The 13,737-nt window shown below is 72.1% G+C and carries 11 protein-coding genes; 3 read left to right on the plus strand and 8 right to left on the minus strand.

Annotated elements, in window-relative coordinates:
* The 7 genes from cheB to K8612_RS12040 all read right to left on the minus strand — a co-directional run bounded on the left by cheB (nt 1) and on the right by K8612_RS12040 (nt 8,853).
* Entirely contained in the window at nt 1-1,065 is a 1,065-nt protein-coding gene (gene cheB, locus K8612_RS12005; RefSeq protein ID WP_223762367.1) for a chemotaxis-specific protein-glutamate methyltransferase CheB, read from the minus strand.
* An 11-nt stretch (nt 1,066-1,076) separates the two neighbouring features.
* Nucleotides 1,077-1,412: an antibiotic biosynthesis monooxygenase family protein gene (locus K8612_RS12010; protein WP_223762368.1), complete on the minus strand. Its 336-nt coding sequence runs from the start codon at nt 1,410-1,412 to the stop codon at nt 1,077-1,079.
* 22 nt (nt 1,413-1,434) lie between these two features.
* On the minus strand, nt 1,435-2,964 hold the full coding sequence (locus K8612_RS12015) for an AarF/ABC1/UbiB kinase family protein (RefSeq protein ID WP_223762369.1): 1,530 nt from the start codon (nt 2,962-2,964) through the stop codon (nt 1,435-1,437).
* 34 nt (nt 2,965-2,998) lie between these two features.
* Nucleotides 2,999-5,101 (minus strand): methyl-accepting chemotaxis protein, encoded by a 2,103-nt coding sequence (locus K8612_RS12020; protein ID WP_223762370.1) that lies wholly within the window; start codon nt 5,099-5,101, stop codon nt 2,999-3,001.
* Nucleotides 5,101-5,589: a chemotaxis protein CheW gene (locus tag K8612_RS12025; protein ID WP_223762371.1), complete on the minus strand. Its 489-nt coding sequence runs from the start codon at nt 5,587-5,589 to the stop codon at nt 5,101-5,103. The genes K8612_RS12020 and K8612_RS12025 overlap by 1 nt, the downstream gene beginning before the upstream one ends.
* On the minus strand, nt 5,586-7,754 hold the full coding sequence (locus K8612_RS12030) for a chemotaxis protein CheA (RefSeq protein WP_373692100.1): 2,169 nt from the start codon (nt 7,752-7,754) through the stop codon (nt 5,586-5,588). Before K8612_RS12030 ends, K8612_RS12025 begins: the two co-directional genes overlap by 4 nt.
* A gap of 175 nt (nt 7,755-7,929) precedes the next feature.
* Nucleotides 7,930-8,853, minus strand: coding sequence for a PAS and helix-turn-helix domain-containing protein (locus tag K8612_RS12040; protein ID WP_223741389.1), 924 nt, complete (start codon nt 8,851-8,853; stop codon nt 7,930-7,932).
* Between the two features lie 288 nt (nt 8,854-9,141).
* Between K8612_RS12040 and K8612_RS12045 the strand changes: the two genes are divergently transcribed.
* The 3 genes from K8612_RS12045 to K8612_RS12055 are packed head-to-tail and all read left to right on the plus strand — an operon-like array spanning nt 9,142 to nt 10,821.
* A complete protein-coding gene (locus tag K8612_RS12045; RefSeq protein WP_223741390.1) occupies nt 9,142-10,200 on the plus strand; it encodes a DUF72 domain-containing protein in 1,059 nt (352 codons plus the stop codon).
* A 38-nt stretch (nt 10,201-10,238) separates the two neighbouring features.
* Entirely contained in the window at nt 10,239-10,547 is a 309-nt protein-coding gene (locus K8612_RS12050; RefSeq protein WP_223741391.1) for a hypothetical protein, read from the plus strand.
* The gene (locus tag K8612_RS12055) at nt 10,483-10,821 is read left to right on the plus strand and encodes a Smr/MutS family protein (RefSeq protein WP_223762372.1); all 339 of its coding nucleotides are present in this window, start codon (nt 10,483-10,485) and stop codon (nt 10,819-10,821) included. The genes K8612_RS12050 and K8612_RS12055 overlap by 65 nt, the downstream gene beginning before the upstream one ends.
* 15 nt (nt 10,822-10,836) lie before the next feature.
* Here K8612_RS12055 and K8612_RS12060 read toward each other — a convergent pair whose 3' ends face one another.
* The gene (locus tag K8612_RS12060) at nt 10,837-13,584 is read right to left on the minus strand and encodes an SNF2-related protein (RefSeq protein ID WP_223741393.1); all 2,748 of its coding nucleotides are present in this window, start codon (nt 13,582-13,584) and stop codon (nt 10,837-10,839) included.
* Nucleotides 13,585-13,737 lie beyond the last annotated feature (153 nt).

Consider the following 13,737-nt stretch of genomic DNA (forward strand, 5'->3'; position numbering starts at 1 on the left):
TCAGGTCCTCCGTCCGCGCGCATCCACGCGCCGCGCCAGCTCCGGGGCCAGCACCTCCAGGGGCACCACGGCATCCGCGAGCCCCGCCTGTTCCACCGCGCCCGGCATGCTGCCGGCGACGCAGCTTGCCTGGTCCTGCACCACCACCTGTCCGCCCGCCTCGTTCACGCGCCGGCAGCCGCGCAGCCCGTCCTGGCCCATGCCGGTGAGCACCACCGCCAGCACCCCCGCGCCGTACACCTCCGCCGCGGAGCGGAAGAGCAGGTCCACCGCCGGGCGGCACGCGTTCTCCGCCGGCCCCTGGTGGGTGAGCAGCCGCACGCCCGCGGCATCCCGGCACACGGCCAGGTGGAAGTCGCCGGGAGCGACCCACACCTCGCCCGCGTTCACGGATGCGCCCGGCACCGCCTCGCGCACGGTGAGCGGCGTCACCCCCTGCAACCGCTCCGCGAGCAGCCGGGTGAAGACGGGAGGCATGTGCTGCACGATGAACACCGGCACCGGCAGGTCCGCGGGCAGCGCGGACACCAGGCGCACCAGCGCGCCCGGGCCCCCGGTGGACGCGCCGACGACGATGGCCTCCACCCGAGCGGGCATCCTCGGCCGGAGCGGGAGCTCGCGCGTCACCGGTGACAGTGGAGACGCGGCGGAGGGCGTGCGCACGTTCAGCGCCTTGAGCTTGCGCACCAGTTCGTCGCGCACGGCCTCCAGGGGGATGTTCATCCCGCCCGCGGACGTGGGCTTCGTCACGTAGTCGCGGGCCCCCAGCGCGAGCGCCTCCAGGGTCAACAGGCCCGCGCGTTCGGTGAGCGCGCTGAACATCACCACGGGCAGCTCCGGGGCGCGCTGGCGCAGGAGCTTCAGCGTCTCCAGTCCGTCCAGCTCCGGCATCTCCAGGTCCAACAGCACGACGTCGGGTTGGAACTGCTCCACCTTCGCCAGGGCGATGCGGCCATTGGGCGCGGTGGCGACGACCTCCAGTCCCGGCGCCGCGCCCAGCAGCAGCGACACCTGGCGCCGCACCACGGCCGCGTCGTCCACCACCAGCACCCGGATGGCGTTCATTCGCACCCGCGTCACCGCACCGCGTGCGCGACCGGGCAGCGGCCCGCGGGGGGGCTGGAGGCCCTCTCGCCATACACCTCGTGGCGCGGCCGGCTCGCGAGGATGGCGCTGGCGCCCCAGTCCGTCACGCGGTGGAAGGCCTCGGACGCGATGAAGGCGTCGAAGCCCTCGCGGCTGTGCCACTCGGAGACGATGAGGTAGCGCCCCGGCGCCCCCACGCTCTTGAACAGCTCCGTGTTCACGTGCGCCGGCAGCTCGCGCATCGCCTCCTGCACGAGCGCGAACTTCCGCTCGAAGGCCTCCGCCTTGCCCTCGCGCACCTCGTAGTTCATGCCGATGGTGACCATCCGTCACCTCCTTGTCCGTGTGTCATTCGAGCCAGACCCGGACACGCCGCTGGCCCTCGTCCAGGTGGAACAACTCCGATGGCCGCAGCCCCGCCGCGACCGCCGCGGTCCCCATGGCCACCGGATCCAGGCCCCGCGCCGCCAGCTTTCGAGGCAGGTCCTCCGGCAGCAGGTCCTCCAGGTGCGCCGTCACGTCCGCGCGGAAGGTCAGCGCGACGCGCGTGTGCCCTCCCTCCGTCACCTGGACCTTCAGGTAGCGCGCGGCGCCCTCCGCCCGGACTTCCGGCGGTGACGGAGGAGGCGGCAGCGACGGGGCGCGGGCCTCGTCCAGCAGCGGCCCCCAGGCGATGGGCGCATCCAGCACGTCCAGGTGGCGGACCAGCCCGTGGAACGCGCGCAGGACGAACAGGAGCGATGCGGGCCCCGCCGCGCGGAAGTTCCAGCGGTGCGGCCCCAGCGCCTCGGTGAGCCGCGCGCCCAGCCGCCAGCTTCGCGCGTGGAAGGGGCGGTCCAGGAGGAAGGGCTCCAGCAGCACGCGGCTGACGGCGGGCAGCGCCTCCGCCATGGGCTCCAGCAGCTCCGGCGCGAAGCCCAGCATCACCCACGCGGACAGGAGCTGCTCGGGGCGCGGCGGAGTGCCCGGACCCTTGAGGAGCGCAATCAACCGTCCCAGCCCCACGGCCAGCTCCGGGGGCAATGGCTTCACACAACCGAAGTCGAGCACCCCCAGCACGGGCTTGCCGTCCGGGCCCCGTGACACGCGGTAGTTGCCCGGGTGAGGATCCGCGTGGAGCGCGCTCCACGTGAAGCAGCCGTGGAGGAACAGCCGCACCAGCGTCGTGGACAGCGCGCGGCGATCCGCTTCGCTCCAGCGCCAGCCCTCCGCCAGCGACGTGCCCTCCACCCAGGTCATCACCAGCAGGTCTTCCCGCGTGAGCGCGTCCACCGGCTCGGGGATGACGACGCCGGGCACGTCCGCCATGCGCGTGCCCGCGTCCCGCAGGGACTGGGCTTCGTGGTGATAGTCCAGCTCGCCCTGGAGCATGCGGGCCAGCTCGTGGCGGTAGGCGGAAAGGTCCAGCTTCCCGCGCCAGCCTCCCACCGGCGCGGCCAGCCACCCCAGCGCGCGCAGATCCTCCCGCACGGCCTCCGCGATGCCCGGGTGCCGCAGCTTCACGGCCACGGCGCGGCCGTCATGCAGCACGCCCCGGTGCACCTGGCCCAGGGACGCGGCGATGCCCACGCCCTCCAGCGACTGGAACACCTCCCGCCACGGACGGCCCATCCGGCGGGACACCTCCGCCAGCGCGGCCTCCGGCGCGAGCGGGGAGGGCGCCTCCGCGAGCGAACCGAACCCCGGTGTCTCCGCGCCCAGCTCCGCGAGCGTGAGCACCTGGCCCACCTTCTGGGGCAGCCCGCGCAGGCCCAACAGCCGCTGGGCCAGCTCATGCCGAGCCTCTTCCACGTCCAGGGGCCGGGACACCCGCTTCATGCGCGTGGAGGCACGGGCCACCTGGCCCAGCGCCCACCATCGCTTCAGTCCGGTTCGCATGTGCCGTGGCTCCGTGGGCCTGACGCCGTCCGCGCTACTTCGTCCGCGCCTGCTTGTCGGTCGTGTCCACCTGCACGACCAGCCGTTGCAGCGACTGCGCCATGTGGGCCAGCTCCACCGCCGAACGCTGCGTGCTGCCCGCGCCCTCGGTGGTGCTGCGCGCGGCCTCCGCCACGGCGGCCATGTTCTCGGAGATCTGCTGGCTGCCCTTGGCGGCCTCGCCCACGTTGCGCAGGATTTCTCCCGCGGTGGCCGTCTGCTCCTCCACGGAGGAGGCGATGGACGTCTGCAGCTCGTTGATGCGGCCGATGGTGGCGCCGATCTCCAGGATGGCGTTGACCACCTCCTCGGTGTCGCCCTGGATGCTGCCGATCTTCTGGCCGATGTCCTCCGTGGCGCGGGCCGTCTCGCGCGCCAACTCCTTCACCTCGTTGGCCACCACCGCGAAGCCCCGGCCCGCCTCACCGGCGCGCGCGGCCTCGATGGTCGCGTTGAGCGCCAGCAGGTTCGTCTGCTGCGCGATGGAGGTGATGACCTTGATGACCTTGCCGATCTCCTGGCTGCTCGTCCCCAGCTTGCCGACGACGCTGGACGTGGAGTCCGCGAGCTTCACCGCGGACGCGGCCACCTTGGCGGCGGTGCTCGCGTTGCGCGCCACCTCGCGGATGTTCGCGTTGACCTCCTCCATGCCGGACGCGACGCTCTGCACGTTGCGGCTGACCTGTTCGGCGCCGGCGGACACCTGGGTGGCCTGCGCCGCGGTCTCCTGCGCGTTGCTCACCATCTGCTGGCTCACGCTGGACAGCTCCTGCGACGACGCGGCGAGCGTCTGCGAGTGCTGCGTCACCTCCTGGAAGATGCCGCGCAGGGTGGCGTCCAGCTCCTTCTCGCGCTGCTGCACCGCGAGCTTCTCCGTGATGAGCTCCCACGTCACCATGGGGCCCAGGTAGCGGCCCTGGCCGTCGTACACCGCCGTCACCAACAGGTCCGCGGTCTCCGGGCCAATGGGGATGTTCGCGCGCACCGGCAGGTTCTTGTCGTTGGCCAGGATCTTCCGCTGGTACGTCGAGTCGCGGTGGAAGATGTCGATGCTGGACCCCAGCACCCGGTCCGCCGTGACGGGCAGGTGCTTCTCCACGCGCTGCAACAGCCGGCGCGAGGCGGGGTTCAGGTAGACGATCTTCAGGTCCACGTCCGCCACCATCACGCAGGTGGGCGCGTTCTCCAGCATGGCCCTGAGGCGAGCCATCTCCGTGTCCGCGCGCTGCTGGTCCGTGATGTCCGTCCACGTCACCACGTAGCCGGTGAGCGCGCCGCCCCGGCCCTCGATGCCGTCGATGCGCGCCTTGAGCAGGGTGGGGCCCACCGCGAAGTGGGTCTCGTGCGGCAGCGACGACGGGTCGCTCAGCCGCTCCTCCTCCAGCCGCAACTGGTGCTCGAAGTGGGCGAGGAAGTCGCTGCCTCCGTCCCCCCCGCCGTCGCGGAAGGCGGCCGTCTGGCTGATGCGCTCGATGGCCTCCGACGCGGACGCGTTCGAGAAGACGATGGCCAGGTCCGCGTCCAGGACGAACAGGTTGACCCGCGCCGCGTCCAGTACGGCCTCGCTCAGCGCCCCTTCGAGCGGCGTGGCCGTGCGGCGTCGCGAGGACCGGCCCGCGGGCGCGGACGCCACGGCGACCCGGCGTCCCTCCGTCCGGGAGGCGCGCGCCGGAGCACGCTTCACGGCGGCGGTCCGCGAGGCGGCCTTCGCCACGGGCCTGCCCACGCCGGCATCCCGCGACGAGCCCGCGGCCGCCAGCACCTCGCGGGCGACGGGGCCCGGCACGTCCAGCTCATCCAGCACGCTGGCCAGGTGCTCGGTGACGCGCTCGAAGTGATGGGGCTTGAGCTCCAGGCGCGCGTGCAGGTCGCGCATGGACGGGCCCTTGTAGACGGCCGTTCCGCCCAGGAACCGGGTGAGGAACGCGACCATCTGGCGCTGAATCTCGACCAGGTCCTCGCGGCGGAAGTAGGGCTTGAGCAGCGCGTCCGTCATGACCCGCGCGTAGAGCCTCTGCACGGCGGCCGTCAGGGGGGCCTTGCCGCCCAGGCGCTGGAAGGGAGTGGTTTTCACGGCGGGCGCGGTCGGGCGGGCCATCAGCGGGGCTCCTGGGCAAGCACGGGGAAGGAAGGGGAGGCGGGAGCGCTGGACGCGGGCGAGAGCCCGTCCACCACCGCGTCCGCGGACAACACGAGCAGCAGCCGGTCCGGCAGCGCGTGGACCCCCAGCAGCAGCGAGCGCAGCGGCCCGCGCAGGTTGTCCGGCAGCGGCGCCAGGTCCGACTGCTCGAAGGGCAGGATGTCGCCAATGGCATCCACGCGAAGGCTCACCGCGCCCTCGTCGCCGCGCAGGACGACGTGGGGCGCGTCCGCGGGGGCGGTGCCTTCGGGCAGGTCCAGGCGGCGGCGCAGGTCGATGGCGGGGACGATCTGCCCGCGCAGGTTGAGCAGCCCCGCCACCTCCGGCGGCGCGCCGGGGACGCGCGTGAGCGGCGGCGGCAGCAGGATCTCCTGCACGCGCTCGATGTCCAGGCCGAACAGGTGCTCGCCCACCTGGAACGAGCACAGTTGGCGGAGGCCGCTCATGGCGCACCGCCTGTCAGCAGCTCCGGGTGCACGGCGCGCACGGTGCCCTCCACGTCCAGGAACTCGGTGGCCCGGGCCTGCACCACCATGGAGCCCAGCACGCCCGGACGGCGCGTCTCCCGCTGGAGCGCGAGCTCCACCTCCGCGACGTCGAGGATGGCGTCCACCACCAGCCCCACGCGCGCGTCCGCGTGCTGGGTGACGACGACGGACAGCGACTCGCCCGGGGCGGCCTGGAGCTGCCGTGCCATCCGCTCCGTCGCGCCGGGCGTCGCCTCCAGCACGGACGCCACGCGCACCAGCGGCAGCAGTTGCCCGTGGTAGCGCGCCATCTCCATGCCGCCGCTCAGCCGCTCCACGTCCGAGGAGGGCAGCTCCTCCAGCCGGGCCACGCGCGACAGGGGAATCGCCACGCGGCCCTCCGCGCCATGGCGGCACAGCAGCACCCGCTCGCGTGTCTCCTCCGGCGCCGGTGCCTCCACGGCGGCCTCCGGGATGACGACCTGGGCCTGTGCCTCGTTGACGGTGCCCACGCGGCGGCCCAGGCCCATGGCGTCCAGGATGAGCGCCACGCGCCCGTCGCCCAGCACCGTCGCGCCCGCGTAGCAGGCCAGCCCCTTCAGGTGCTTCCACAGCGGCTTGACGACGATCTCCTCCGTGTCATGGATGGCGTCCACCCACAGCCCGAAGGCGCGCTCGCCGGCCTGGAGCACGACGACGGTGGCGCCCTCGTCCAGGTCCGGCATCGCCGGCCCCACGCCCAGCTCGGCGGCGAGCACGACCAGCGGCAGCAGCTCCCCGCGCAGCCGCAGCACGCACGCGCCCTGGAGGCGGGTGATGTCCCTGCGCGCCTGGGCCGGCTCCAGGAACACCACCTCCCGCAGGGAGGCCTGCGGCAGCGCGTAGCGGTCTCCCCGGCAGGTGACGAGCAGCGCCGGGATGATGGCCAGCGTGAGGGGAATCTTCAGGGTGAACGTGGTGCCCTGGCCGGGCCGGCTGTGCACCTCCACGGTGCCGCCAATGCGCTCCACCTGCGTGCGCACCACGTCCATGCCCACGCCCCGGCCGGACAAGGACGTGACGCGCTCCGCGGTGCTGAAGCCCGGCATGAAGATGAGCATCAGCGCGTCCGCGTCCGGCAGCCGCGCCGCCTGGTCGGCCGTGAGCAGGCCCCGCTGCACCGCGACCTGCCGCACGCGCTGCACGTCGATGCCCGCGCCATCGTCAGACATGCCCAGGTGCACGAGCCCGCCCTCGTGCGACGCGCTCAGCGTCAGACACCCCACGGGCGGCTTGCCGGCGGCGCGGCGCTGCTCGGGCGTCTCCACGCCGTGGTCCACGGCGTTGCGCAGCAGGTGGGTGAGCGGATCATGCAGCGCCTCCACCAGCGTCTTGTCCAGCTCCGTGTCCGCGCCCTGCAATTGCAGCCGCACCTGCTTGCCGCACCCGTGCGCCAGCTCGCGCACCAGCCGGGGGAAGCGGTTCCACACCTGCCCCACCGGCTGGAGCCGCGTCTTCATCACCACCTGCTGCACCTGCGTGGTGACGACGTCCAGCCGCTGCGACGCGGTCGTCAAATCCGCGCCCGGCGTGGGCGAGGCCGCGCACTGGAGGATGCGGTTGCGCGCCAGCACCAGCTCGCCCATCAGGTTCATCAACCGGTCCAGCAGCGCCACGTCCACGCGCAGCTTGGAGTCCACCCCGGTCGCGGCGCCGCGCCAGGGCAGGGCGCCCGGAGGCGCCAGGGGCTCGGACACCTCCAGCGGCGCGGAGCCCGCCGCCGCGCCCGCCATGCGCGCGAGCAGCGCGGAGTGGTCCACCGCGGGCTCCAGCCCCGTCGCCTCGATGTGCTCCAGCGTCCCGCGCGCCGCGTCCGCCAGCGCCAGCAGCGTGGACACGCGCTCGCGGTCCAGCACCAGGCGCCGGTCGCGCGCCAGCCCGAGCATCTCCTCGGCGGCGTGCATCAGCGCCTCCAGGCGGCTGAAGCCCAGGAAGCCGCAGGTGCCCTTCACCGTGTGCAGGGCCCGGAACAACTGCGCCAGCAACGGCTGCGAGCCCGGCTGCGCCTCCAGCTCCAGCACCGTCGCCTCGATGGCCTGCACGTGCTCGCGGGACTCCAGGAGGAACTCCCGCATCACGTCATCCCAGCCCGGAGTGTCACCCACGGACAGGCGCCCTCTGGACGGAAGTCCACGCGGACTGTATGTCTTTGATGATACGGCTTTGACCGGCGCTGCCCATGGGCAACGGCCCCCCCGACCCACAGGACTCCGGAGTCGAAATCACAGCATCCTCCAACGTCAACGGCGTGAAACCTGTCCCGGAGGGAAGGGTCCCTGCTTAGAAGAACAGGCGAAGCAGGTCGTACCGGGTCTCCGCGCCCAGCTTCCGGAGCAGGTTGGCCTGGTGGAACTTCACCGTGCGCTCGGTAATCCCTAGCACCGTCGAAATGTCGGTGGGCGAGCGGCCGAGCGCGAGATATCGCAAGACATCTCCCTCCCGCTCGGACAGCCGCGCGGCGTTCGCCATGCGCCGCACCTTCGCCTCGAAGAGGCCGCTGAGCGTGTCATCCCCGATGGTGTGCACGCTGACGCGCGCGGTGCCGGCGCCCGTGGGCGTGGCGGTGATGACCTCATAGCCCTCGGCGTGCCCGGCGGCCTGCCGCACGACGGTGTGCGGCCAGGAGGAGGGCGCCGCCGCCATCAGCGGACAGTCCAGGCAGGGCGCGTCGCGGTGCGCGAAGGCGCCGAAGCACGGCCGGCCCACCATCTCCTCCAGCCGCGCCTCCCCGGAGGTCCACACCGCCTTGAGGGTCCCGAAGGACGACAGCTCGGTGGAGATTTCGTAGCTCAGGTCCCCTCGGGGCCCGTGGGCCGCGGCCACGTCGGGAACGGCGCCTGGCTCGGGGACGGGGAGGGGCGGCGCCGAGCGCGTGACGATGGCCACCAGCCGCAGGGGAGGGCGGCCCACGGCGGCCACGTCCAGCTCCACTGGCAGCCGCTCACCGTCGCGCGTGAGCACCTGTGTCTCCATCCGGGGCTCGGCGCTGGTGAAGAGGGCCCGCAGCGCCCGCCCCACCTCGCGCCCGTGCTCGCGCGGCGTGCAGACCTCCGCCCAGCGGCGCCCCAGCAGCTCCTCACGGGGCCGGCGCAGGAGCGCGGTGAACGCGCTGTTCGCCAGCTCGATGCGGCCTCGCCGGTCCATCACGACGATGGGCCGCGTGTCCCGCTCCGCGAGCAGCGACGCGGTCAACGACCAGTCCATGATGCCCCCCAGCCGTTGCAACCCCGTGCAAGCCTCACACGGGTAGTGCTGAATTACTCGCTTTGAGAAGCTTACCGCGAGACGCCTGCGTTTGCATTTGGACAAACGTTCAATCACAGACCGTCGCGTTCAGGGGAGGACGGTCCGTGTGCGCGCCTGTCCGCCTGGGGGGCGTGCCGGAAACCTGGAACGTCCCCCTGAATCCGGGCAACCTGCTGCATCGCCTGGGCCCGGGGATTACTCCCAGGGCTTCCCCGCCGTCCCCTCCGTGGGAGAGGAGCTGCACGCATGAGCGCACCGCGACGACCCGCGCAGTTCGACCTCTTCACCGGCGCGCTGGAGGAGCCACCCGCTTCGTCGCGGCGCAGGACCCAGCCGGTCGGGCCCGCCGCGCCGTCCGACAGCCTGCGCATGTTGGGGGAGCAGCTCCCGCGCGGCGTCTACCTGGGCACGTCGTCGTGGACGTTCCCGGGGTGGAACGGGCTCGTCTACGACCATGAGGCCAGCACGACCCAGTTGGCGCGCGAGGGCCTGGCCGCCTACGCGCACCACCCGGTGCTGCGCACGGTGGGCATCGACCGGACCTTCTACGCGCCGGTGCCGGCCAGCACCTTCGCCGAGTACGCGCAGCAGGTCCCGGACGGCTTCCGCTTCCTGGTGAAGGCGCATGAAGCCTGCACGCTGGCGCGCTTCCCCGTGCACGAGCGGTACGGCGCGCACCGGGGGCAGGTGAATGACCGCTTCCTCCAGGCGGCCTACGCCGTGGACCACGTGGTGGCGCCGTTCCTGGAGGGGCTGGGCGACAAGGCCGGGCCGCTCGTCTTCCAGTTCCCGCCGCAGGACCCCGCGGCGCTGGGCGGCGCGGGCCGCTTCGTGGAGCGGTTGCACGCGTTCTTCTCCGCGCTGCCCCGGGGGCCGCTGTACGCGGTGGAGGTGCGCAACGAGGAGCTGCTCACGGAGGGCTTCGCCCAGGCGCTCGCGGACACGGGCGTGAGCCCGGTGCTCGCGGTGTGGGCCCACATGCCGCCCGTCGCGCGGCAGGCGAAGCTCACGCGCGCCTTCGAGGCCCGCGCCGTGGTGGTGCGCTGGATGCTGCCGCCGAACCTGGGCTACGAGGAGGCCTACGCCCGCTACGCGCCCTTCAACCGGCTGGTGGACGAGGACGTGGGCACCCGCGACGTGCTGGCCCGGGTGTGCATGGCCGCGGTGCGGCGCGACCGGCCCGTCTTCGTGACCATCAACAACAAGGCGGAAGGCAGCGCTCCCCTGTCCGCCGTCCGGCTCGCGGAACGCGTCGTGTCACACAAGGAGGAGGGCGGCCAGCGAAGCGTTGCTCACGCAACATGACTTGCGCGCGAGCACGGCGCTTGCTTACGTGATTGGCCATGAAGGTGATGACCCTGGCCGCGCTGTTGATGCAGATGACCTCCGCCGGTGGCGCCGGCTCGGAGGGCAGGCGTGCGGGCAATCACGTGGACCTGGTGGGTGAAGGCCACCCGCGCGCGGTGAAGGAGGACATCACCTCGCTCAAGGGGGAGATCACCAGCCTGAAGGAGCAGTTCCGGCTGGCGCGCGAGCGTCAGCGCCTGGCGGCCGAGGAGAAGCAGCGCCAGGAGGAGGCCCGCTACGGTGTCACGCCGAAAGCCACCCCCGCCGCTGCCACCCGAGGGGCCGGAGCCTCCACCCACCCCTGAGGAGCTGGGGGCGGTAGAAATTCCGGTCGATGGGAACCTCGACCTGCATCTCTTCCAGCCTCGCGAGGTGAAGGAACTCGTCGCCGAGTACCTCTGGGCCTGCCGCCAGAAGGGCGTGCTCGACGTGCGCATCATCCACGGCAAGGGCACGGGCGCGCTGCGGCGCACCGTGCAGTCCCTGCTGCCCACGCTGCCGGAGGTCGAGAGCTTCCGGACGGCCTCCGAGGCGGACGGAGGCTGGGGCGCGACGTGGGTGCGGCTCAAGCCCCTGTGACGGGGCCCGCGGTCCTCAGGACAGCCAGAAGTACGCGGAGGCGATGAGGGTGCGCTTCTCCGTCACGCGCGCCTTGTTCGCCAGCTCCGCCATCTGCCGGTCCTTGGAGGCGTAGCGCTTCTCCTCTTCGTTGCGCAGCGACGCCAGCTTGCGGCGGTAGTCGCGCTCCATCCGGTCCGAGTGCGCCCGCGCCTTCGCGCGCTCCGCGACGTCCTCGATGCCGGACACCTCCTTGCGCGCGTCGAACCACGCCTGGCGGGCGGCCTCCACCACCTCGCGCGACTCCATCAGGCAGTCCTCGACGTAGCGGTCCGCGCGCTCCTTGGCCTTGTCCAGCTCCAACGCGTTGCGCCGTTCCGCGGCCCGAATCAGCTCATCCTTGGCGGTCATGAGCGACTGCTCTTGCATGAGCTGGACCGACACCGGCGCGGGCTGCCGCCGCTTCTCCTCCTTGGCGTCGAGCTTCGTGAAGTGGACCCCGTCCGTCAGCGGCAGGGCGCGGAAGCCGCCGTCCCGGTCCTTCACCAGCACCAGGTGGACCAGCTTCTCCTCCGGCTTCAGGCCCGTGGTCTCGAACTTGTAGACGAACCACCAGCCCTCGCTGCCGGCCAGCCGCGCCAGCCGCGAGGGCAGGCCAGCCGCGTCCAGTTGCAGGTAGCTGACGGTGTCCTGGGTGCGGTCGCGCACCGCGTAGGCGGCCTTGGCCACCTGGAGCCGTCCGGAGGTGCGGCTGCCCAGCACGGAGCCGGTGAGCGCCTTCGCCTCCTGCTGGCGCCTGGCAACAACCTCCTTGGCGGCGTCTCCCGCCACGCGCAGGCGGCGGCGCACGTCACCGTCGAAGCGCTCCAGCACCACCGAGCGCATCGACGTCATGCGCTGGTTGATGCTGCCCTCCAGCTCCTCGCGCAGCTTGTCGAAGGCGCTGTTGATGTCCTTCGGGTCGCGGCAGGACTGGTAGATGTCCAGCACGCGCCGCTCGAAGTCGACGCCGCTCTCCAGCGCGCCCAGGATCTCGTCGGACGCGCCGAACACGCCGTCGAAGAGGTTGAGCTTCTTCTCCAGGAGCTCGAACAGGCGCGCGTCCGCCGCGTTCTGCCGGTTGAGGAAGTTCACCACCAGCACGTCGCGCTGCTGGCCGTAGCGGTGGCACCGGCCGATGCGCTGCTCCACGCGCTGCGGGTTCCACGGCAGGTCGTAGTTCACCACCAGGTTGCAGAACTGGAGGTTGAGGCCCTCCGCGCCCGCTTCCGTGCAGATGAGGATCTGCGTCTTGTGGCGGAACTCCTCCACCAGCGCCCGGCGCTCCTCGGGCGTGCCGCCGGCGTCGCCGGAGAGCAGGGAGATCTTCCCCTTGTAGCCGTGCTCCGACAGCAGGTTGAACAGGTACTGCTGCGTGCGCTTGGACTCCGTGAAGATGAGCGCCTTCTCCGGCCAGGAGTGCGTGCGCATCACCGCGAAGGTGCGGTCCAGGGCGCGCTTGAGCGCCTCACCCTTGGCGTTGATGCGGATGGAGTCCGCGAGGTCCGCGTACTGCCGCAGCTCCCAGACCTCCTGCTCCAGCGTGCGGACCTGGGGCGCCTTGGCGGGGTCGTCGGACCACTCCTCGCCTTCCTCCACGAACTGCTTGGCCTCTTCCGGCTCGAAGAGCGACAGGGCCTGCTGTCCCAGCCGCGCGGCCGTCAGGCGCTTCTCCAGGTTCTCCGACAGCCGCCGCAGCGTGGGCGCGATGGCGAACGTGGAGGAGGCCAGCAGCTTGCGGTAGCACAGCGTCAAGAGCGTCTTCTTGCCCGGCTCGATGGCCGCGGCCTCCGAGCGCTGCAGGTACTCGCTGACCTTCTCGTAGAGGTCGTGCTCCTCCGGGGAGGGGTGGAAGTCCTCCACGATGCTGCGGCGGTTGGTGTAGCGGACGTACTCGCGCACCTGCCGGCGCAGCGTGCGCTGCACCACCGGGGCCAGCCGCTCCTTGAGCTCGCAAGCGGCGGCCTCCGTCATGCCGCCGCCCTCGTCCGCGCGGTAGCGGCTGCGGAAGGCGTGCTCGGGGCCCAAAATCTGCTCGTCCAGGAGCGACATCAGGCCGAACAGCTCCATCAGGTCGTTCTGGAGCGGGGTGGCGGTGAGCAGCAGCTTGGGGCGGCCCGCGAGCGACGCGCGCAGCGCCTGGCCCGTCTTGTTGTTGGCCCGGTGCGCGTTTCGCAGGCGGTGGGCCTCGTCGATGATGACCAGGTCCCAGGGGATCTCCGCCACGAGCGCGGACTTGTTCGCCGCGAACGGGTGCGAGCAGATGACGGGGAAGGGCTGGTCGAAGCAGTTGTTGTGCTTCTTCACATCGCGGCCGTCGACGAGGACGCTGTCCAGGTCGAACTTCTCGCGCAGCTCCGCGTTCCACTGCGCGCGCAGCACGGCGGGGGCCAGGATGAGGATGCGGTTCTTGCCCTCCGCCATGAGCTGGGCGACGACGAGGCCGGCCTCGATGGTCTTCCCCAGGCCCACCTCGTCCGCGAGCATGCAGCCGCCGCGCGACAGCGTGTCGAGCGCGAACATCGCGGCCTCGACCTGATGCGGGTTGAGGTCCACCTTCGCCTCGGCCAGCGCGTTCGCCAGCCGCTGCTGCGTGTCTCCGCTGCGCGCGAGCAGCTCCTCGGCGAGGAGCCGCTCGTGGAAGGGCGTCAGCCCCGCCTCCACCAGCTCCTCCGCGGCGCGGGCCGCGATGGCCGCGGCGTCCGCCTCGACCTCCAGCTTCAAACCCCTCACGACCTCCGCCAAGTCCCGCCTCCCGTCCGGTTTGGAGCGTGCGCGCGTGCGCGCGAACAGTTGAGGCGCGCCATTCTGGGCAGCGATCGGCATCTGTAAAGGGGGTCCTCCCGGAGGCCGAAAACTCGGCCTCCGCGCGATTGGCAAGCCCGCTGTTCGGCGGAG

Origin of the sequence: Corallococcus sp. AS-1-6, assembly GCF_020037015.1 — a bacterium.
Classification (GTDB): Bacteria; Myxococcota; Myxococcia; order Myxococcales; family Myxococcaceae; genus Corallococcus.

Coding starts and splice junctions, on each gene's coding strand:
- cheB (WP_223762367.1), bottom strand. CDS start 1,065: ATGAACGCCATCCGGGTGCTGGTGGTGGACGACGCGGCCGTGGTGCGG.
- K8612_RS12010 (WP_223762368.1), bottom strand. CDS start 1,412: ATGGTCACCATCGGCATGAACTACGAGGTGCGCGAGGGCAAGGCGGAG.
- K8612_RS12015 (WP_223762369.1), bottom strand. CDS start 2,964: ATGCGAACCGGACTGAAGCGATGGTGGGCGCTGGGCCAGGTGGCCCGT.
- K8612_RS12020 (WP_223762370.1), bottom strand. CDS start 5,101: ATGGCCCGCCCGACCGCGCCCGCCGTGAAAACCACTCCCTTCCAGCGC.
- K8612_RS12025 (WP_223762371.1), bottom strand. CDS start 5,589: ATGAGCGGCCTCCGCCAACTGTGCTCGTTCCAGGTGGGCGAGCACCTG.
- K8612_RS12040 (WP_223741389.1), bottom strand. CDS start 8,853: ATGGACTGGTCGTTGACCGCGTCGCTGCTCGCGGAGCGGGACACGCGG.
- K8612_RS12045 (WP_223741390.1), top strand. CDS start 9,142: ATGAGCGCACCGCGACGACCCGCGCAGTTCGACCTCTTCACCGGCGCG.
- K8612_RS12050 (WP_223741391.1), top strand. CDS start 10,239: ATGAAGGTGATGACCCTGGCCGCGCTGTTGATGCAGATGACCTCCGCC.